The organism is Castellaniella sp. MT123, from assembly GCF_039614765.1.
Classification (GTDB): Bacteria; Pseudomonadota; Gammaproteobacteria; order Burkholderiales; family Burkholderiaceae_B; genus Castellaniella.
Genome location: NZ_CP154879.1, coordinates 666691 through 685863, shown reverse-complemented (window position 1 = coordinate 685863; position 19173 = coordinate 666691). Strand labels below are relative to the sequence as shown.

The window sequence follows — 19173 nt, the reverse complement described above, 5'->3', positions numbered from 1 at the left end:
CGCTGAAAAGCCTTTAATATAGCGCAGGTCACGCCTCACTCTATAATCCAGACATCATGTCCGATACTCCGTCCACACATAATCAGTTCGACAACAAATCCCAGGCCTGGTCGGCCCGCTTCTCTGAACCGGTCTCCGAACTGGTCAAGCGCTACACGGCATCCGTCGGCTTCGACCAGCGCCTGGCCACCTTCGACATCCAGGGTTCCCTGGCGCACGCCGACATGCTGGCGGCCGTCGGCGTCATCGGCACCACCGATCTGGCCGACATTCAGCGCGGCATGGCGCAGATCCTCCAGGAAATCCGCGACGGCCAGTTCACCTGGTCGCTGGACCTGGAAGACGTCCATCTGAACATCGAAAAGCGCCTCGTGGAACTGATCGGCGACGCGGGCAAACGCCTGCACACCGGCCGTTCGCGCAACGACCAGGTGGCCACCGACATCCGCCTGTGGCTGCGTCACGAAATCGATCTGGCGACCGAACTGCTGGGCCAGTTGCGCAGCCGCCTGGCCACACTGGCCCTGGCACACGCCGACACCATCCTGCCGGGGTTCACCCACCTGCAGGTGGCCCAACCCGTCACCTTCGGCCACCACCTGCTGGCTTACGCCGAAATGTTCGGCCGCGACGCCGAGCGTCTGGCCGACTGCCGCCGCCGTACCAACCGCCTGCCGCTTGGCGCCGCCGCGTTGGCGGGAACCAGCTATCCCATCGACCGTGAACGCGTTGCCCACACACTGGGTTTCGACGAGGTCTGCCGCAATTCCCTGGACGCTGTCTCCGACCGGGATTTCGCCATCGAATTCTGCGCCGCAGCCGCGCTGATCATGACGCACATTTCGCGTTTGTCCGAAGAACTGGTTCTGTGGATGAGCCCGCGCGTGGGTTTCATCGACCTGGCCGACCGCTTCTGCACCGGCAGTTCCATCATGCCGCAGAAGAAAAACCCGGACGTGCCCGAACTGGCGCGCGGCAAGACCGGCCGTGTGCACGGCCATCTGGTTGCCCTGCTGACGTTGATGAAGGGCCAGCCGCTGGCCTACAACAAGGACAACCAGGAAGACAAGGAAGGCCTGTTCGACACCGCCGACACCATCCGCGACACGCTCACCATTTTCGTGGACATGATCGGCGGGATCCGCGTCAAACCCGACGCCATGCGGGCGGCCGCACTGCAGGGTTATGCCACAGCGACGGATCTGGCCGACTATCTGGTCAAGCGCGGCGTGCCGTTTCGCGATGCCCACGAAACCGTGGCGCTGGCGGTGCGCTCGTGTGAACAGCGCGGCTGCGATCTGACGGATCTGTCGCTCGACGAGCTGCGCGGCTTCCACGCGTCGATCGATGACGATGTGTACCAGGTGCTGACGCTGGAAGGCTCGGTGGCCGCCCGCAAGCATATCGGCGGCACGGCCCCCGAACGGGTCCGCATCGAGGCACAGCGGATCCTGGACGCAGACGGGCGGGCCTAGTCCCCCGGCATTCCCCCGCCGCCGTTTTCCGGCGGCGCCGCAGGCGCGCCGCGCGGTCCGCCAGCGGCGCCGGCCAGGCGCGCGAATACATGCCCCGAAGGCGCCTGATACACCCGCAGCGACAGCTCCGGCAGGATGGCCAGCAGATGGTCGAACAAGTCGCCCTGGACCCGTTCGTAATCGGCCCAGGCCGTCAGGCGCGAAAAGCAATAGACCTCCACGGGGATTCCCTGGCTGTCCGGCTCGAGCATGCGCACGATCATGGTCATGTCCTGGCGGATGTCCGGATTCTGCTGCAGATAGGCCAGTGCATAGGCCCGGAAAGTACCCAAGTTGGTCAAGCGGCGCCGGTTGGCCGGAATCTCGGCGGCCTCCTGGAGGGCCTGGTTGGCATCCTCCAGGGCCGATTGCTTGGCCGCCAGATAGTCGCCCAGCAAACGGTAGCGGCGCAGCGCCAGGATTTCGGTATCGTCCAGGAACCGGACCGATTCCGCATCGATGCGCAACGTGCGCTTGATGCGCCGCCCACCCGATTCGAACATCTGACGCCAGTTGCGGTAACTCTCGGAGAAGAGCTTGTAGGTGGGGATCGTGGTGACGGTCTTGTCCCAGTTCTGCACCTTGACGGTGTGCAGGGCCATATCGATCACGAAACCATCGGCGCCCGCCTGGGGCATCTCGATCCAGTCGCCGATACGCAGCATGTCGTTGGTGTTCATCTGCGTGCTGGCTACCAGCGAGAGCAGCGTATCCTTGAATACCAGCAGCAGCACGGCGGACAAGGCGCCCAGACCGGAAATCATCAGCAGGGGCGACTGATCCAGCAAGACGGACACCACCAGCACCAGGCACAGCGCCCAGACGGCCAGCTGCGCGATTTCAAGATACCCCTTGATGGGGCGTCCCCGGCCCTGCTGCACCCGCAGCATGTTGACGTCCTGCCAGGCGCTCAGCAGCCGGGTCAAGGCCAGAAACACATAGATCAGGGCGACCGCCTGGATCAGCCGCCCCAGAGAGGATTCGAGCGTGCTGCCGATGGAGAGCAGCCGGATGTTGGCGGCGATCAGCAACAGGGACACGGCGTGGCCCAGGTGGCGATAGACGCTGCGGCGCGCCACCGCCTGGCTCCAGTCGTCCCGCCCCAGGACCCGCAAGGCGCGCCCCAGGGCCAGCGCCAGTCCGCGCGAAGCCAGCAGGCCCGCCAGCCACACCACACCCGCCAGCACCAGCACACCCACCAGGGCCTGGGCCCAGGCACCCTGGGGTACCCAGGGCAGGACCCAGGCATCCAGCCAGATTTCCAATGGAGTCCTTGCGGTGTTCAGCGTGGGCGTCATGGCGTGCTCGATCCGGGCACTTTCTTTAGGGTTCAAAAACCGCGATCGATTCCACGTGCGCCGTGTGCGGGAACATATTGACTGCGCCCACGGCCTTCAGCGTCCATCCGCCCACATGGCACAGCATCCCGGCATCGCGCGCCAGGGTGGCGGGATTACAGGACACGTACACGATCCGGCGCGGGCGTTCTTCCGGTGCCAGGGCGGCCAGCGCCTGGGCCAGGGCCAGCGCGCCTTCGCGCGGTGGGTCGATCAGCATGCGGTCGAAATGCCCCAGGCCACGAAGCCACGCGACATCGACTTCGAACAGGTTCAGCTCGGTGAACGTCGTTCGTTCGCCCAGCCCCTGACGGGCCGCGTCTTCACGCGCCCGGGCGACCAGGGTTGCGCTGCCTTCGATGCCGACGACCTCGCGGGCCTGGGTCGCCAGCGGCAGGCTGAAATTGCCCAGGCCGCAGAATAGGTCGGCCACCCGGTCCTGCGGTTGCACGCCCAGCAGGCTTAGGGCGCGTGCAATCAGCGTCTGGTTGATGTAGGGATTGACCTGGGTGAAATCGGCGGGCCGGTAGTGCATGCGCAGGCCGTAGGCCGGCAACGCATAGGCCAGGGCGTCCGCCTGGGCCGGATCAAGCGGATGCGCGGTTTCCGGGCCCTTGGGCTGCAGCCACCAGACGATGCGGTGGGCTTCGCCAAATTCACGCAGCCGCTCGATATCGGCTGAAGACAGCGGCTCGAGGTGGCGCAAGCAGAGCACGGTTGCCTGGTCGCCCACGGCCACCTCGATCTGCGGCATGCGGTCGGGGTGCGACAGGCCGGCGATCAGGCTGCGCAGCGGCATCAACAAGGCGGACACGTGCGGGGGCAACACCCGGCATTCCCGGATGTCGGCGACATAGCTGCTGGCCCGTTCACGGAATCCCACCAGGACCCCGCCCTTTTTCGGGACGAGCCGCACCGACAGACGGGCCCGATGGCGATAGCCCCAGGTCGGCCCCTGCAGAGCCGGCAAGATCTGAAGCGGTCTGACCTTGCCGATATGGGCCAGGGCGTCTTCCAGGGCGCGCTGCTTGGTCGCCACCTGGGCGGCCGGTTCCAGATGCTGCATGGCGCAACCGCCGCACACGCCGAAATGCGGACAAGGCGGCTGGGTTCGCTGGGACGAGGGTCTCAGGACCTGTTCGACGCGGGCCTTGTCGAAGGAAGGCTTACGCCGCGTGACGCGGGCGATGACCCGTTCACCGGGCAAGGCCCCCTCGACGAAAACCACCTTGCCGTCATGGTGGGCGATACCCTGCCCTTCCAGATCCAGCGATTCGATTTCCAGGGGGTACAGAATGGGTTCAGCAGGCATGATTCCAGGCGGAAAGGAATTCTTTCCAGTGCGGCGCATCGAGCGCCGTCAGGGTGTTGCGCACCAGATCCAGTTCGGCGGCATATGAAGCGGCGTCCAGGTCGCCCTTGATCAGGCGATAACGGCAGTACACCAGCCACGTGTTGACCACGTCGGTCTCGCAGTAATTGCGCACGTGATCGCGGTCCCCGGCATGCCAGGCCTGCCAGACCTGGCCGCCGTCCATGTCGAGCTTTCCGGGAAAGCCGCAAAGCTTTGCCAGCTGATCCAGCGGCGCGTTGGCACGACCGTTGAATTTCGCCAGCACATCCATCAGATCGACATGGCGGGTGTGGTAGCGATTCAGGTAGTTGTTGAAGCGGAAGTCGCGATCGTCTTCGCCGGTATCCCAATAGCGCGGCGCCGCAACCCCGTGGATCAGGCTGCGGTAGTGCAGCACGGGCAGGTCGAACCCCGAACCGTTCCAGCTGACCAGCGTGGGCGTGTAATGCCCAATGGTCTTGAAGAACCCCGACAGCAAGGTGGCTTCCGTGTCGTCGGCCTGGCCGATGGTGCGTACGCGAAACCCCTGGTCGTCACGAAACGCGCACCCGATCACCGCCACCTGCTGCAGGTGCAGCGGCAGGAAATCGTTGCCGTGCGTTTCGCGGCGAGCCGCCAGGGCGGCTTCGATCAGTTCGGCATCAGGCAGATCGGCCCACTGCGGATTCAGGCGCCGCAAGCCTGCGGCGTCCGGAATCGTTTCCAGGTCGAAGACCAGGGTCGGGATCATCGGGACGGCAAATAGGACAAGGGATTGACCGGCGTGCCCCGGCGGCGGACTTCGAAATGCAACCGCGGCGAGGTCGAGTCGGTCTGGCCCATGGTGGCGATCTTGGCGCCCTTTTTCACGGTTTCCCCGGTCTTCACGAGCAAGGTTTGATTGTGCGCATAGGCGGTGATGAACCCGTTGCTGTGGCCCAACAGGATCAGGTTGCCCAAGCCACGCACCCCGTTGCCCGCATACATGACCTTGCCGCCGGCGGCGGCCATGATCGGCGTGCCGACCGGGCCTTCGATGTCGATGCCCTTGGTGTTGGCGTTGAAGCCCTGGATGATCTTGCCATCGGCGGGCCAGCCCCAGGAAATGAGGGTGGCGTCGCTGGCGCGGGATGCCGATGCTTCGACGGGGGCCGCGGCTTCGGCTGTGCCGCCAGAAGCGCCTGACGAGGAGGAGGCGCCATTACCCGCCGGCTTGGTCGGCACCGGTGTTGCCACCGCTGTCGAATGATTCGCGGGCTGCTGCGTGCCGGAATCCAGCCTCAGAACCTGACCGATCGACAGCTGGGTTGGATTGCTGATGTTGTTCAGCTGCGCCAGCCGCGAGACTTCCATCCCGTGAGCCTGGGCGATCTTGTAGAGCGTGTCTCCCGCGCGCACCACATAGGTGCCACGAGCGGCCTGACTGCCCGCGCTGGCTGCAGCCGACGCACTCGACTGATCGGACACTGGCGCACGTTGCGAGCGCGAAGCACAGCCCGACAGGACGGCGGCCGACAAGAGGACAGCCCAGAGCAGAATGCGCCCGGTGCTTGGCGGTTGGGTGAACGGAGCATCTGTCACCAGCGTCCCATCGAGCATATGGTTCTCCTACTTAAGTCTGCGTGCCAGGACGCAGCGGTACGAATCGGACATCTTCGAGTTCGACCCGGTGCCAGGATGACGGACCAGTCCGCTCGAAGAGGATGAGTCTTTGGTGCGTCGCGCCTTCGGGGGCGATCAGACGCGCCCCGATAGCCAGCTGATGCAGCAAGACTTCAGGGATTTTAACGCCCGCGGCCGCCACGACAATGCCGTCGAAGGGCGCACGATGTTCCAGGCCCTGCATGCCGTCGCCGAAAGACAGGCGCACGCGCCCCCGGGCGCGTCCCTGCGACAGGTTGAGCCGCGCCTGGTCGTAGAGGCCGCGGATCCGCTCAACGGCATAGACCTCGGGCACGAACTGAGCCAGCACCGCAGCCTGATAGCCGCAGCCCGCACCGATCTCCAGCACCCGTTCGGGCGCCCGGCCTTCGCACATCACCGACACCATATAGGCGACTACCCAAGGCTGGGAAATCGTCTGCCCATAGCCGATCGGCAACGCAGCGTCTTCATAGGCGCGGCTGGCAAGTCCCTGGTCCACGAATTCGTGTCGCGAGACCGCCTGCATCGCCGCCAGAACCCGGTCATCGACGATCCCCTGCTCCCGCAGGCGCCGGACCATCTGAGTGCGCAGGCGGTCGGAATTCAACCCCAGATTGGTCGGCATCTGGCCTGCCTGGGGCAAAGGCGACGCAGGGGCGCCGAAGGCGCGCGGCCCCAGAATGCGCGTGTTGCTGTTGGCCACCGAAAAGCCAGGACCAAGCCCGGAACCGCGCACAGGGCTGCGCGAAATCCGCGGAGTCTTGTCCAGGGGATGGCGGGACTTGCTCATCGAGCTTCCATCCAGCGGGCAACCGTCTGGGTTTGAGCGTGATCGGTCAGATCCAGGCGCAGCGGCGTCATGGAGACGGCTTGCGCCTCGATTGCGCCGAAATCGGTGTCTGCCCCGCCGTCCAGCGCCCTGCCGACCGGACCGATCCAGTACACCGATTCCCCGTAAGGAGTCGTACTACGGATGACGGGCTCGGAGGGGTGCCGGCGCCCCAGGCGTGTCGCCCGGAAGCCTTTCAGATCGCGGTAGGGAACCGGTGGAATGTTCACGTTGAGAAGCAGAGGAGACTGCCAGGGATGATCGCGGAACCGCTCGACCAGTTCGCGGGCCACCTGAGTCGCGGTGTCCAGATGCTGCCATTCGCGCTGCACCAGGGAAAAGGCCAAAGACGGCACCCCGAACAGATAACCCTCGGATGCGGCAGCGACGGTTCCCGAGTAGAGGGTGTCCTCGCCCAGATTGGCGCCATTGTTGATCCCGGACACCAGCAGGTCAGGGCGGAAATCCAGCAGGCCCGTGAGGGCGACGTGCACGCAATCCGACGGCGTGCCATTGACGAAATAAAAACCGTTGGCCGCCTGGCGCACCGACAGCGGCCGGCGCAGCGTCAAGGAATTCGATGCGCCGCTGCAGTTGGTCTCGGGCGCGACGACAGTCAGATCGCCCAACGGGCGCAGGACCGCCACCAGCGCCTCGATGCCCGCCGCGTTATAGCCGTCGTCATTGGTGACCAGAATGCGCATGCCCTTCCCTACTTGTCTGAAACCGGATGGTGCGAATTGTACTCGGGGATATCCCCCAAAATAGTGACGGCACGGCACGACGGCTTTAGAATGGCCGCCATTCCCGCTTTCGGCGATCTCAAATCATTTCACACGCCATGTCTCAACTGTTTCTTCCCGGGGGCGTCGTCCTCAGCCTGCTGGTCGGCTACCTGATCGGTTCGGTCTCGTTCGCCGTGGTCGTCAGCCGGATCATGGGGCTGCGCGACCCGCGCAGCTTCGGCTCCGGCAACCCCGGTGCAACCAACGTACTGCGCGGCGGCAACAAACTGGCCGCCCTGCTGACGCTGCTGGGCGACGCCGCCAAGGGCTGGCTGGCAGTCGTACTGGCCGCCTGGGGGATCAACCAGGGCATCCTGCCGGATGCCGCCCTGCCGCTGGCGGGTCTGGGGGCGTTCCTGGGCCACCTGTATCCCCTGTTTCTGCATTTTCGAGGCGGCAAAGGCGTGGCCACCGCACTAGGCGTGCTGCTGGCACTGCAGCCGTGGCTGGCACTGGCCACCGCGCTGACATGGCTGATCGTGGCCGTCGTCACCCGGTATTCATCATTGGCCGCCATCCTCGCCGCCGTGTTCGCGCCGTTCTACTATATTTTGGGCGGCGACGTCGCCTGGCCCACCGATGGGCTGACGACGTCGGTTATCGTGGCCATCAGCGTTCTGTTGTTGTCGCGCCACCACGAAAACATCGCGCGCCTGCTGGCTGGCAAGGAAAGCCGGATCGGATCGAAAAAGAAGTAATCAGGCGACGCAGACGTCCCGCAGATCCCAGCGCGGCCGTACGGAAAACGCGGCATCGTGCAGCGCTGGCAAGTCCACCAGGCCCGCCCGCACCCGCTGTACAGCCGCCCAGGCGATCATCGCGCCGTTGTCGGTGCACAGATGCAGCGGCGGAAAATACACGCGCCCGCCCAGGCCCGGCATGGCCGCCCGAAGCTGCTGGCGCAAGTGGCTGTTGGCCCCGACGCCCCCCGCCACGACCAGGGTTTTCAGTCCCGTTTGACGCAGAGCGCGCAAGGATTTCGCCGCCAGCACGTCGACGATGGCCGCCTCTGTCGAGGCCGCCAGATCCGCCCGGGCAGCCAGGTCGGATTCCCGCCCTTCCGCCTGCAGGGCGCGCATGCGGGTCAGCACGGCCGTCTTCAGACCGCTGAAACTGAAATCCAGATCCCCGCTATGCAACATGGGGCGCGGCAAGGCGCAGGCCTGAGGATTCCCCTGCTGGGCCAGACGAGATAATTCAGGCCCTCCCGGGTAACCCAGCCCCAGGAGCTTCGCGCTCTTGTCGAAGGCCTCGCCCGCAGCATCATCCAGGGTCTCGCCAAGCAGGGTGTACCGGCCCACGCCGTCGACCCGCATCAGCTGTGTATGCCCCCCCGACACCAGCAGGGCAACAAAGGGAAAGGACGGGACCTCGTCGGCCAGGAGCGGCGACAGCAGATGGCCTTCCAGGTGATGGATGGGAATGGCCGGCAGGTCCCGCGCCCAGGCGAAGGCCCGGGCAAAGCCCGCGCCCACCAGCAGGGCGCCAGCCAGGCCAGGCCCGGCGGTATACGCCACCGCGTCCAGGTCCTGCGGCCGCACGCCGGCCTCGTCGAGCACCTGCCGCGTCAGCGGCACGATACGCCGGATGTGGTCGCGCGACGCCAGTTCAGGCACCACACCACCGTAGTCGCGATGCATCGCAATCTGACTATGCAGCGCGTGCGCCAGCAAGCCGCGTTCGGTGCAGGCAACGGCGACCCCGGTCTCGTCGCAGGAGCTTTCAAATCCGATGATCAGCATAGCCATACAGTGTAACGCTGTTCACAAAAGGGTTTTGGGGGCCTTAGAATACTCACGTTACATAACATGCAATCAAAAACAACGGCTTCCACCTCTGGGGACGAAACCATGCTCGAACGGCTTTTCAAGCTCACGGAACACAACACCAATGCCCGCACGGAATTACTGGCCGGCATTACCACCTTCCTGACGATGTCCTACATCGTCTTCGTGAACCCCGACATCCTGTCAGGCACCGGCATGGACAAAGGCTCGGTCTTCGTCGCAACCTGCCTGGCGGCGGCCCTGGGGTCGCTCATCATGGCGTTGGTGGCCAACTGGCCGATCGGCATGGCACCCGGCATGGGTCTGAATGCCTTTTTCGCCTTCACCGTGGTCGCGCAGATGGGCTACACCTGGCAGCAGGCGCTGGGGGCCGTCTTCATTTCCGGAGTGATCTTCGTCATCCTGACCGTCACGGGCGCGCGGGAATGGCTGGTGGCGGGGATTCCATCGTCTCTGCGGGCGGCCATCGCCGCCGGGATCGGCCTGTTCCTGGGCATCATCGCCCTGAAAACAGCCGGCATCGTCGTAGCCAATCCGGCCACCATGGTCGGCCTGGGCAATCTGACCCACATCACGACACTGTTTGCCATCCTGGGCTTCTTCATCATTGCGGCTCTGGGGGCGCTGCAGGTGCGGGGGGCCATCCTGATCGGCATCCTGGCCATCACCTTCCTGTCCATCGTGACCGGGCAAACCCAGTATCAGGGCATCTTTTCGGCGCCCCCCAGTCTCGAACCCACCTTCTTCAAACTGGACATCGCCGGTGTGCTCAACACCGGGTTCTTCCACATCATCCTCGTGTTCGTGCTGGTCGAGGTCTTCGACGCCACCGGCACCATGATCGGGATCGCTACCCGCGCAGGCCTGGTCAAGCCCAACGATCCAGGCCGCCTGGGCCGCGCCCTGCTGTCCGACAGCTGCGCCATCGTCGCCGGTTCTTTCCTGGGTACCAGCAGCACCACCGCCTACATCGAAAGCGCCTCGGGCGTACAGGCCGGCGGCCGTACGGGCCTGACCGCGCTGGTCATCGCCGTATTGTTCCTGCTGGCACTGTTCCTGTCGCCGCTGGCCGGCATCGTGCCCGCCTATGCCACGGCGCCCGCCCTACTGTACGTCGCCTGCCTGATGCTGCGCGAACTGGTCGACGTGAAATGGGATGACATCACAGAATCCGTCCCGGCAGCCATCACCGCCGTGGCCATGCCCCTGACCTATTCGATCGCCAACGGCCTGGCCTTCGGCTTCATCAGCTACGTGGTGATCAAGTCCCTGTCCGGCCGCTTCCGCGACATCCACCCGGCCACGCTGCTGGTCGCCATCCTGTTCGTCGTCAAATACGCTCTGTTCCCGGGATGAGATAGGACAGGAAGGGTCCCTGCGGACCCTTCCATGTCGATCGAATTGTGGTACTTGCAAGCAAGGTAAACTGACCCCATCTGTTGCCCATCAGGACGGATGACCGCCATTCGCCCATCAATCGACCGGAGTCCCCATGAGCATCATCGAACTCACCCAGGAAACCTTCCAGGAAGCCACCAAGGCCGAAAAGCCGCTGATCATCGACCTGTGGGCGCCCTGGTGCGGCCCGTGCCGCCAATTTGCACCGACCTTCGAAGCTGCTGCCGAAAAGCACCCTGACGTCACCTTCGCCAAAATCAATACCGAAGAACAGCAGGAACTGGCGGCGGCGCTGCGCATCCGCTCCATCCCGACCCTGATGGTGTTCCGGGAAAACGTGCTGCTGTTTCAGCAGGCAGGCGCGCTGGCGGCCTCGCAGCTGGAAGAACTTGTCACCCAGGTAAAGTCGGTGGACATGGCCCAGGTCCATGCCCAGATCGCGGAACAGGAAAAATCGTCATCCACGACGCACTGACCAATCCCCCCGCCCCCGTGTCTGATCGGCGTGCAGCGCACGGAGGGCGGCCTCGTCTTCCTTCACCACCCGCAAGTCCCACACCACCCCATCCGTGTCGAATCGTGAAGACTCGATCCGGGCGCCTGCCGCCAGCAGGCGGGCCTGGACACGGTCGATGTCCGAATACGGACAAGAACAGCACACCCGGTATTCCTCGCGCAGGACAATCTTGTCAGCCACTCGCAGGCACTCGGCGGCCGTGCCGCCATAGGCGCGCGCAAGGCCGCCAGTGCCTAGCTTGATGCCACCGAACCAGCGGATCACCAGGACGGCCACGCGGTCGCAATCCTGTGACTCAATGGCCTGCAGGATCGGCCGGCCCGCGGTGCCGCCGGGCTCGCCGTCATCATTGAAGCGGTACTGATCACCCAGCCGCCAGGCCCAACAGTTGTGCGTTGCCTGCGGATCCCGATGCGTGTCCAGAAATGCCTGCGCCGCCTGCGCCGAATCGATGGGCGCGGCCAGGGCCACGAAGCGGCTCTTGCGAATATCCGCTTCGTGGCGGGCCGGGCCTGTCAGCGCCTGAGGCACGACAGGCCGACCCGGCGGGACCTCGTCCCGCAGCCACCGGAGCCTGATCGCAGCATCACCGGCTCCGGGAATCAGGCTTCGATGCCCTGCGAGGCCAGATATTCCTCGTAGGTGCCCGGGTAGTCGTTCAAGCGGCCATCCGGCAGGATTTCGATGACCCGGGTGGCCACGCCCGAGACGAACTGGCGATCGTGCGACACGAACACCAGGGTGCCCTGGTATTGTTCCAGCGCGTACTGCAAGGATTCGATGGATTCCATGTCCAGGTGGTTGGTCGGCTCATCCATCAGCATGACGTTGTGCCGGCCCAGCATCAGGCGCCCGAAGCTCATGCGGTTCTTTTCGCCGCCCGACAGCACCCGCACCGCCTTGGTGATCTCGTCGCCGGAAAACAGCAGACGCCCCAGCACCGAGCGGATCGATTGGTCCTCGTCGCCCGGTTGGCGATAGTCGGTCATCCAGTCGAAGAGGTCGCGATCCGAATCGAACTGATCCGAGACGTCCTGCGCCATGTAGCCGATGTCGGCGTTTTCCGACCAGCGCACGTGCCCGTCATCGGGCGACAGATTGCCGGCCAGCAGGCGCAGCAGCGTGGTCTTCCCCACCCCGTTGGCGCCGATGATGGCGACCTTCTGGCCAGCCTCGATCATGGTGGAAAGCCCCTGGATGATCGGCCGGTCGTAGGCTTTGGACAGGTCCTCGATGTGAGCCGCCTGACGGTGCAGGACCTTGTTGACCTCGAAGCGGATGTAGGGGTTCTGGCGCGACGAGGGCTTGACCTGGACGGTTTCGGATTTGATGCGGTCGATCTGCTTCAGGCGCGAGGTGGCCTGGCGGGATTTCGATTTGTTGGCGGCAAAGCGGCGCACGAAGTCCTGCAACTCGCTGACGCGTTCCTTGGCCCGGGCGTTGGCAGCCACCTGGCGCTCGCGCGCCTGGGTGGAGGCCAGCATGTAGTCATCGTAGTTGCCCGGATACACGCGCAGTTCGCCGTAATCCAGGTCCGCCATATGGGTGCAGACCTGGTTCAGGAAGTGGCGGTCGTGGCTGATGATGATCATGGTGCTGTCGTAGCCGTTAAGCACGGTTTCCAGCCAGCGGATCGTATTGATGTCCAGATTGTTGGTCGGCTCGTCCAGCAGCAGCACGTCGGGGTTGGAGAACAGGGCCTGCGCCAGCAGGACGCGCAATTTCCAACCTGGAGCGATCTCGCGCATGGCCAGCTGATGCTGCTCGACCGGGATTTCCAGCCCCAGCAGCAATTCGCCGGCGCGAGCTTCGGCAGTATATCCGCCGTATTCGGCGAATTTGCCTTCCAGTTCGGCCGCGCGCATGTAATCGTCTTCCGTGGCCTCCAGATCGGCGTAGATGGCATCGCGATCGGTCATGGCCTGCCACATTTCCACGTGCCCCATCATGACAACATCCAGCACCCGCTGGTCTTCGAACGCAAACTGGTCCTGGCGCAACTTGCCCAGGCGTACGCCCGGATCGAGCGCCACATTGCCTGATGAAGCTTCCAGGTCCCCACCGATGATCTTCATCAGGGTGGATTTGCCCGATCCGTTGGCGCCGATCAGGCCATAGCGGTTGCCATCGCCGAATTTGACGCTGACGTTCTCGAACAGGGGTTTGCTGCCGAACTGGATGGTGAGATTATTGGTGGAGATCACGGTGGCTGGATTTGGAAAAAATGATGTCAAAACAACCCGTTAGTTTAACAGGTGTGGAAACAGGCCAGACCACAGCGCCCGGATCAACCAAAACGTCAGTGCGAATGTTCCTGCAGCACCAGATGCGCCATGCCGTCCTCGGTCGCGATGCCCACCTGAGCCCCGACCGGCAGCGTCGCCTTCACGCGGACGTGACCGTACGGCAGACCCGTGATGACGGGAACCTTCACCGTTGCGCGCAGCCAGCGTACCACCGAGGCCAGATCGTAGCCGTTGTCGTGCGGCGCCAGCCGGTAATCGGTGAAATGCCCCAGAACGATCGCATGCTGCTTTTCCAGCACGCCGGCATGCCACAGCTGGGTCAGCATGCGTTCGACGCGGAAGGGATGTTCCGCGATGTCCTCCAGGAACAAGATACCGCCTTGGATATCAGGCAGGTACGGTGTGCCGACCAGCGACGCCACCATGGCCAGATTGCCACCCCACAGAACGCCGCGCGCATCCACGGAATCCGCATCGGCGGATTCGAAGCTGAGGATCTCCAGCTCGCCCGACAGGGTTTCCTGGAACAGCGCCTGGGTCAGGTCATCGACTTTCTTGCCGCCAAAATCGTAGAGAGCCGTGGGGCCTGCAAGACTGACGGCGCCCGTACGCGCCAGCAGGGCCAGGTTGAATGCGGTGAAATCGCTCTGGCCGATGAAGGTCTTGCCGCTGTCGGCGACGGCCTGCCAGTCGATGAAAGGCAGCAGGCGGCTCAGGCCATAGCCGCCGCGCGTCGCCATGACCACAGGATGCTTCTGCTTCAAGGCACGCTGGATGCTCGCCAGACGCTGCTTGTCGGTGCCGGCAAACCGCTCGTGCACGGCTCGGGCTGTGCGATCGACGGTGACCCGATAGCCCATCGCCTTCAGTCGCTCGACCGACAAATCGAGTGCCGCCGGATCCGGCACGGCGCCCGAGGGCGAGATCAGGTAGATACCCGAAGGGGCTTCGTGCTGATGCACGTGACCGTCGTCATCCTGGCAAACCCAGTGGGTATGCTCCGCGTTCTTTCCGGAGGAAGCCGCAACGGCTGTGGATTGGTTTTTCTTCATGTGCAGTGAATCCTGATGAATATAAGCCTGGGGCGAAGGGGCGGCACCAAGCCCCGGCAAAGAACCGGACAGATCCAGGCCTCCCGTCATTGCCGAGGACGGTCCCGGTAGCGGCTGGCGCGCCGCCACGCGCCGCGCGCGAAAGAACGCACGCAGTAGCGCGCCGCCCTCCTCCGCGCGGATGCCGCCGCGCACCGTGGCGTGGTGGTTCAATCGCGTCTGGCCGCTGAGATCCACCACGCCGCCGCAGGCGCCGGTCTTGGGGTCGGGGGCGCCGTAGACGATTTCGGTCAGGCGGGCATGGAACATGGCGCCCAGACACATAGCGCAGGGTTCCAGCGTGACATACAGGCGCGCGCCGGTCAGGCGGTAATTGTCCAGCAGCCGGGCGGCGGCGCGCAAGGCAACGATCTCGGCATGCGCGGTAGGGTCCCGGTCCAGGATCGTGCGATTGTGCCCGGTGGCAAGCACGCACCCGCGCGCATCCAGTACTACCGCCCCGACAGGGACCTCGTCGAGGCTGGCAGCCAGCCGGGCCTGTTCCAGTGCGAGCGCCATGGCCTGATCATCGTCCAGTGCCCCTTCGCCTCCGGTCGCATGACGGTGCCCCGCCAGCGGATGAGCAACGGAAGCCTGGTCGACGGATCGATCCGATGCGATCGCAGTGATTGCGGATTTCCTAGCCACCGTAAGTCCGCGTCTTGAGGATGATCTTCGAGGCCAGGCTTTCCACGGCGGCCTCGAGCAAGGGATAGAGTTCGGCGGCATCATCAAAGCGCGCCTGATTCAGGTTCGAGACCCGGCCATCCTCGATGAAGCCCCAGGCCCGGCTGCGCTTTTCCTTGTGGCGCGCATCCCAGACCCCGAAAGCGACGCCGCCCGACCGGCGGATCAGGGAGAAACAGGGGATGTCGGTATAGCCGTCGCCCACAAAGATCATCTGTTCGAACGGCACCCTCAGCTTGTCGGCGGCCACCTTGCGGTTGACCTCGAAGGGCTTGTTGCGGGATTCGGGGCCGATGATGCCCTTCTGGATATGGAACAGATACCGGGTCTTGTCGGTGAAGCTGACCACGCGCCGGGGGAAATCGATCGCGCCGGTCGCATCGTAATGAAATTCCGAAGCCCAGATGTCGGAGAACTGCTCGGCGATCGGAGTGCCTCGCAGGACGTCACCGATCCCGCTGGAGATCAGATAGAACTCCAGCTGGACGGTCGGATGCGCCTGGCGCAAGCTGGCCCGCAACCGATCGAAAAGCGTATCCACCCCATCATGCAGCGGCAGGCGGCGCCCCCAGTCCTGGAGGCGTTCCCGGGTAATGCGGCCATACCCGCCGGAACGCGAGAGTTCCAGCATGTGATACAGGTAGGCTGGCACCGGATCCCAGTCTTCATGATCCAGCAGAGGTCCGACCTGATCGCGCCAGAATGCGTCCGGATCCACGCCGATCTCCTGCAGAAACCCGGAGGTGCTGTCTGGCGCGAGTGTATCGTCGAAATCGAAGACCAGTGCGATGACATCAGCCATGCGTGCTATCCATTCTGTGTTCGTCCAGGCGCGCCAGGGATTCCAGCGCGCCGGGCAAGGCGCCGGGCAGATCCTCCGCCAGCAGGCCCCAGCCCAGGCGATCGGCCGCCAGACCATGCAGCCAGACTGCGGCGCAGGCGGCCTCAAAGACCGGCATGCCGCCCGCCAGCAGACCGGCGATGCAGCCCGCCAGCACGTCCCCCGCCCCGGCGGTGGCCAGTGTCGGCGGCGCATTGTCATTGATGACGCAGCGCCCATCCGGCGCCGCGATCACGGTATCCGCGCCTTTCAGGACGATCACCGCACCGCTGCGTTGGGCCGCAGCCCGTGCACGCCGCAGTTTATCGCCATCCAGGCTGAACAGGCGGGCAAATTCGCCCTCGTGCGGTGTCAGCACGCACTGCGCATGCAGCCTGTCCAGCAGCGTATCGGGCCGGTCGCCAAAGGCGCTGAGCGCATCGGCATCCAGCACGCAAGGCCGCCCGCTGGCCAGCAAGTCCAGCACCTGACGCTGCGCGACCGGAGAACGGCCCAACCCGGGGCCGATCAGCAAGACGTTGCGGCGCGCATCGGTCAGGGCGTCAGCCAGCCCCCCATCGTTGGGCAGGGATTCGACCATGACGGACGTCAGTGCGCCCGCCTGGATCGCCCAGGCGGAGGGTGGCACGGCCAGCGTCACCAATCCGGCCCCGATGCGGGCCGCCGCCAGACAGGCCAGGCGACTGGCTCCCAGCATGACACCCCCACCGACCACCAGGACGTGTCCACGCCGATATTTGTGGTCACCGGTGCGCGGCCAGGGAAAGAGCGACTGCCACAGGTCCGGATCATTGATCCAGGTCTGCGACGCGATCGGCCCCAGCACCGAGGCCGGGATTCCGATGTCGGCGCACCGTAGTTCGCCGCACAGCAGGCGCCCCGGCAGCAGCAGGTGCCCGGGCTTGCGGCGAAAGAAGGTGACCGTCAGATCGGCCTGGATCGCCGCCCCTGGGCTCTGGCCGGTCGCACCGTCCAGCCCCGTAGGCACATCGATGGCGCAGACCGGTACACCGGTCGCATTGATGGCCTGGATCAGCGCTTGCAGCGCACCTGCCGGCGCGCGGCTGAGGCCCGCTCCCAGCAGGCCATCAATGATCAGCGCCGCCCCCTGCGGGGATTTCGCGTCGGCGGTCTCGATGGGACCACCCCATTCCTGCGCCGCACGGGCGGCGTCGCAACGCAGATCGGCGCGATTCCCCCACAGTGCCACACGCACGGACCAGCCGGCCGCACGCAGCAGATGGGCAACGATAAACCCATCACCGCCGTTATTGCCCGGACCGCACAGAATGACGGTTGGCCTTGGTGACCAGCGCTCGCGGATGGCACGCGCGACGGCGGCGCCTGCTGCCGCCATGAGTCGCACACCGGTCACTCCCGAGGCGATCGCCGCCCGGTCGGCCCGGGCCATCTGCGCCGGGTCGAGCAGCACGTGCGCATCGCAGGGCGCCTCGGATAGCGGATTCATTCCGCCTCGGCCGCTCGCTGACGCAGCTCGAACTTCTGGATCTTGCCCGTCGACGTTTTCGGCAGCTCGCCGAAAATGACGCGGCGCGGGACCTTGAAGCCCGCCAGATGCGCCTTGCAATGCGCGATGATGTCCTCGGCCGTCACCTGCGAATCGGCCTTGAGTTCGATGAAGGCGCAGGGTGTTTCGCCCCAGCGCTCGTCGGGCCGCGCCACGACGGCAGCGGCCAACACCGCCGGATGGCGATACAGTACGTCCTCGACCTCGATCGAAGAGATGTTTTCACCGCCGGAAATGATGATGTCCTTCGATCGGTCCTTGATCTTGATATAACCGTCCGGATCCATGACGGCCAGATCGCCGCTATGGAACCAGCCGCCCGCGAAGGCTTCCTGGGTGGCTTGGGGGTTCTTCAGATAGCCCTTCATGCAGATGTTCCCCTGGAACATGATCTCGCCCATGGTTTGTCCGTCGGCCGGAACCGGCTGCATGGACGCCGGGTCGAGCACCGCTGCGGATTTCTCCAGGTGATACCGCACCCCCTGGCGTGCGTTCAGGCGCGCCCGCTCGCCGATGTCCAGCGCGTCCCAGGCGGCATGTTTGGCGCAGACCGTGGCGGGTCCGTAAACCTCGGTCAGGCCATAGACGTGAGTCAGGTCAACGCCAATGGATTCCATGCCTTCGATGATCGACGCCGGCGGGGCGGCGCCTGCGACCATGGCACTGATGCCGGCCGGAATCCGCTCGCGCACCGCCTGCGGCGCGTTGACCAGCATGCTCTGCACGATCGGTGCGCCGCAGTAGTGCGTGACGCCGTGTTCCACCATGAGATCGATCATGGCACCGGCGTCCACCCGTCGCAGGCACACATTGACGCCGGCGCGCGCCGCGACGGTCCAGGGAAAGCACCAGCCATTGCAATGGAACATGGGCAGCGTCCACAGATAGACCGCGTGCTTGGGCATGTCCCATTCCAGGATGTTGGAGACGGCATTGATGGCGGCGCCCCGGTGATGATAGACGACGCCCTTCGGGTTGCCGGTGGTGCCGCTGGTGTAGTTCAGGGAAATCGCATCCCATTCGGACTGCGGCATGACCCAGGCAAAGTCAGGATCACCCTGCGCCAGCAGGGCCTCGTAGTCCAGTGTGCCGATGGCTTCGCCGGGGCCGTCGTACAGAGGGTCATTCACGTCCACGACCAGGATCGGCTCGGCCCGCGTGCGCAGTGCCAGGGCTTCGCGCATGACCCGGGAAAACTCGCGGTCGACGATCACGACGCGGGCTTCACCGTGGTCCAGCATGAAGGCCAGCGTGGCGGCATCCAGCCGGGTGTTCAGGGTGTTCAGCACGGCGCCGCTCATGGGGATGCCGAAATGCGCCTCGACCATCGCCGGGGTGTTGGGCAGCATCACGGCCACCGTATCACCCCGGCCGATCCCACGGGTAGTCAGTGCACTGGCCAGACGCCGGCAGCGTTGGTACAGATCCGCCCAACTGAAACGGATGGCCGCATCGCCCAAACCATGCGCCACCGCCAGGCGGTACGGATAGACATCGGCGGCCCGCTCGAGATAGAGCAAGGGCGTCAACGGTGCGAAATTGGCGGACGTCTGGGGCAGATCCTGATCGTACATCGAGGTCATGGTGTCTCCTTCTGAACTGAAATCCATTTTAGCGGCGCGGGACTGAACTGCGC

At 64.9% G+C, this 19173-nt stretch carries 17 protein-coding genes and 1 pseudogene; 4 read left to right on the top strand and 14 right to left on the bottom strand.

Annotation, left to right across the window (positions count from 1 at the left end):
- Nucleotides 1-56 precede the first annotated feature (56 nt).
- Entirely contained in the window at nucleotides 57-1475 is a 1419-nt protein-coding gene (argH, locus tag ABCV34_RS03060; RefSeq protein WP_345797784.1) for an argininosuccinate lyase, read from the top strand.
- Here argH and ABCV34_RS03055 read toward each other — a convergent pair.
- From ABCV34_RS03055 to surE, 6 genes are read right to left on the bottom strand one after another with little or no spacing between them, the layout of a single operon-like run.
- On the bottom strand, nucleotides 1472-2812 hold the full coding sequence (locus tag ABCV34_RS03055; protein ID WP_345797783.1) for a mechanosensitive ion channel domain-containing protein: 1341 nt from the start codon (nucleotides 2810-2812) through the stop codon (nucleotides 1472-1474). The two genes, argH and ABCV34_RS03055, sit on opposite strands and share 4 nt — an antisense overlap.
- 25 nt (nucleotides 2813-2837) lie before the next feature.
- The gene (rlmD, locus tag ABCV34_RS03050) at nucleotides 2838-4163 is read right to left on the bottom strand and encodes a 23S rRNA (uracil(1939)-C(5))-methyltransferase RlmD (protein ID WP_345797782.1); all 1326 of its coding nucleotides are present in this window, start codon (nucleotides 4161-4163) and stop codon (nucleotides 2838-2840) included.
- The gene (locus tag ABCV34_RS03045; RefSeq protein WP_345797781.1) at nucleotides 4153-4935 is read right to left on the bottom strand and encodes a 3'-5' exonuclease; all 783 of its coding nucleotides are present in this window, start codon (nucleotides 4933-4935) and stop codon (nucleotides 4153-4155) included. The genes rlmD and ABCV34_RS03045 overlap by 11 nt, the downstream gene beginning before the upstream one ends.
- Nucleotides 4932-5783, bottom strand: coding sequence for a peptidoglycan DD-metalloendopeptidase family protein (locus ABCV34_RS03040; protein WP_345797780.1), 852 nt, complete (start codon nucleotides 5781-5783; stop codon nucleotides 4932-4934). Before ABCV34_RS03040 ends, ABCV34_RS03045 begins: the two co-directional genes overlap by 4 nt.
- A 13-nt stretch (nucleotides 5784-5796) precedes the next feature.
- Nucleotides 5797-6618 carry a protein-L-isoaspartate(D-aspartate) O-methyltransferase gene (locus ABCV34_RS03035; protein WP_345797779.1) on the bottom strand — a complete coding sequence of 274 codons (822 nt, stop codon included), beginning with the start codon at nucleotides 6616-6618 and terminating at the stop codon, nucleotides 5797-5799.
- On the bottom strand, nucleotides 6615-7361 hold the full coding sequence (gene surE / locus ABCV34_RS03030) for a 5'/3'-nucleotidase SurE (protein ID WP_345797778.1): 747 nt from the start codon (nucleotides 7359-7361) through the stop codon (nucleotides 6615-6617). The genes ABCV34_RS03035 and surE overlap by 4 nt, the downstream gene beginning before the upstream one ends.
- A gap of 137 nt (nucleotides 7362-7498) precedes the next feature.
- Between surE and plsY the strand changes: the two genes are divergently transcribed.
- Nucleotides 7499-8140, top strand: a complete 642-nt coding sequence (gene plsY / locus ABCV34_RS03025; RefSeq protein ID WP_345797777.1) for a glycerol-3-phosphate 1-O-acyltransferase PlsY — start codon at nucleotides 7499-7501, stop codon at nucleotides 8138-8140.
- Here plsY and tsaD read toward each other — a convergent pair whose 3' ends face one another.
- Nucleotides 8141-9184, bottom strand: coding sequence for a tRNA (adenosine(37)-N6)-threonylcarbamoyltransferase complex transferase subunit TsaD (tsaD, locus tag ABCV34_RS03020; protein ID WP_345798683.1), 1044 nt, complete (start codon nucleotides 9182-9184; stop codon nucleotides 8141-8143).
- A 108-nt stretch (nucleotides 9185-9292) separates the two neighbouring features.
- On the opposite strand from tsaD, the gene ABCV34_RS03015 reads away from it, so the two are divergent.
- Complete coding sequence (locus tag ABCV34_RS03015; RefSeq protein WP_345797776.1) at nucleotides 9293-10585, top strand: NCS2 family permease; 1293 nt, start codon at nucleotides 9293-9295, stop codon at nucleotides 10583-10585.
- A gap of 136 nt (nucleotides 10586-10721) precedes the next feature.
- Nucleotides 10722-11102, top strand: a complete 381-nt coding sequence (gene trxA / locus ABCV34_RS03010; protein ID WP_345797775.1) for a thioredoxin — start codon at nucleotides 10722-10724, stop codon at nucleotides 11100-11102.
- Here the strand turns inward: trxA and ABCV34_RS03005 are convergent.
- From ABCV34_RS03005 to ABCV34_RS02975, 7 genes and pseudogenes are all read right to left on the bottom strand, one after another.
- Entirely contained in the window at nucleotides 11085-11675 is a 591-nt protein-coding gene (locus ABCV34_RS03005) for a YigZ family protein (RefSeq protein WP_345797774.1), read from the bottom strand. The two genes, trxA and ABCV34_RS03005, sit on opposite strands and share 18 nt — an antisense overlap.
- Nucleotides 11676-11746: 71 nt before the next feature.
- Nucleotides 11747-13348: an ABC-F family ATPase gene (locus ABCV34_RS03000; protein ID WP_345797773.1), complete on the bottom strand. Its 1602-nt coding sequence runs from the start codon at nucleotides 13346-13348 to the stop codon at nucleotides 11747-11749.
- 95 nt (nucleotides 13349-13443) lie between these two features.
- Entirely contained in the window at nucleotides 13444-14442 is a 999-nt protein-coding gene (locus ABCV34_RS02995; RefSeq protein ID WP_345798682.1) for an LD-carboxypeptidase, read from the bottom strand.
- A gap of 135 nt (nucleotides 14443-14577) precedes the next feature.
- Nucleotides 14578-15210 (bottom strand): annotated as a pseudogene (gene tadA, locus ABCV34_RS02990) (tRNA adenosine(34) deaminase TadA); the annotation flags it as partial.
- Complete coding sequence (locus tag ABCV34_RS02985; protein ID WP_345797772.1) at nucleotides 15122-15970, bottom strand: HAD family hydrolase; 849 nt, start codon at nucleotides 15968-15970, stop codon at nucleotides 15122-15124. The gene ABCV34_RS02985 and the pseudogene tadA, both read right to left, overlap by 89 nt.
- Complete coding sequence (locus ABCV34_RS02980) at nucleotides 15963-17477, bottom strand: NAD(P)H-hydrate dehydratase (RefSeq protein WP_345797771.1); 1515 nt, start codon at nucleotides 17475-17477, stop codon at nucleotides 15963-15965. Before ABCV34_RS02980 ends, ABCV34_RS02985 begins: the two co-directional genes overlap by 8 nt.
- Nucleotides 17474-19120, bottom strand: a complete 1647-nt coding sequence (locus tag ABCV34_RS02975; protein WP_345797770.1) for an acyl-CoA synthetase — start codon at nucleotides 19118-19120, stop codon at nucleotides 17474-17476. Before ABCV34_RS02975 ends, ABCV34_RS02980 begins: the two co-directional genes overlap by 4 nt.
- Nucleotides 19121-19173 lie beyond the last annotated feature (53 nt).

Coding starts and splice junctions, on each gene's coding strand:
- ABCV34_RS03045 (WP_345797781.1), bottom strand. CDS start 4,935: ATGATCCCGACCCTGGTCTTCGACCTGGAAACGATTCCGGACGCCGCA.
- ABCV34_RS02980 (WP_345797771.1), bottom strand. CDS start 17,477: ATGAATCCGCTATCCGAGGCGCCCTGCGATGCGCACGTGCTGCTCGAC.
- trxA (WP_345797775.1), top strand. CDS start 10,722: ATGAGCATCATCGAACTCACCCAGGAAACCTTCCAGGAAGCCACCAAG.
- surE (WP_345797778.1), bottom strand. CDS start 7,361: ATGCGCATTCTGGTCACCAATGACGACGGCTATAACGCGGCGGGCATC.
- ABCV34_RS03035 (WP_345797779.1), bottom strand. CDS start 6,618: ATGAGCAAGTCCCGCCATCCCCTGGACAAGACTCCGCGGATTTCGCGC.
- argH (WP_345797784.1), top strand. CDS start 57: ATGTCCGATACTCCGTCCACACATAATCAGTTCGACAACAAATCCCAG.
- ABCV34_RS03015 (WP_345797776.1), top strand. CDS start 9,293: ATGCTCGAACGGCTTTTCAAGCTCACGGAACACAACACCAATGCCCGC.
- ABCV34_RS02975 (WP_345797770.1), bottom strand. CDS start 19,120: ATGACCTCGATGTACGATCAGGATCTGCCCCAGACGTCCGCCAATTTC.
- ABCV34_RS02985 (WP_345797772.1), bottom strand. CDS start 15,970: ATGGCTGATGTCATCGCACTGGTCTTCGATTTCGACGATACACTCGCG.
- tsaD (WP_345798683.1), bottom strand. CDS start 9,184: ATGCTGATCATCGGATTTGAAAGCTCCTGCGACGAGACCGGGGTCGCC.
- plsY (WP_345797777.1), top strand. CDS start 7,499: ATGTCTCAACTGTTTCTTCCCGGGGGCGTCGTCCTCAGCCTGCTGGTC.
- ABCV34_RS03055 (WP_345797783.1), bottom strand. CDS start 2,812: ATGACGCCCACGCTGAACACCGCAAGGACTCCATTGGAAATCTGGCTG.
- rlmD (WP_345797782.1), bottom strand. CDS start 4,163: ATGCCTGCTGAACCCATTCTGTACCCCCTGGAAATCGAATCGCTGGAT.
- ABCV34_RS02995 (WP_345798682.1), bottom strand. CDS start 14,442: ATGAAGAAAAACCAATCCACAGCCGTTGCGGCTTCCTCCGGAAAGAAC.
- ABCV34_RS03040 (WP_345797780.1), bottom strand. CDS start 5,783: ATGCTCGATGGGACGCTGGTGACAGATGCTCCGTTCACCCAACCGCCA.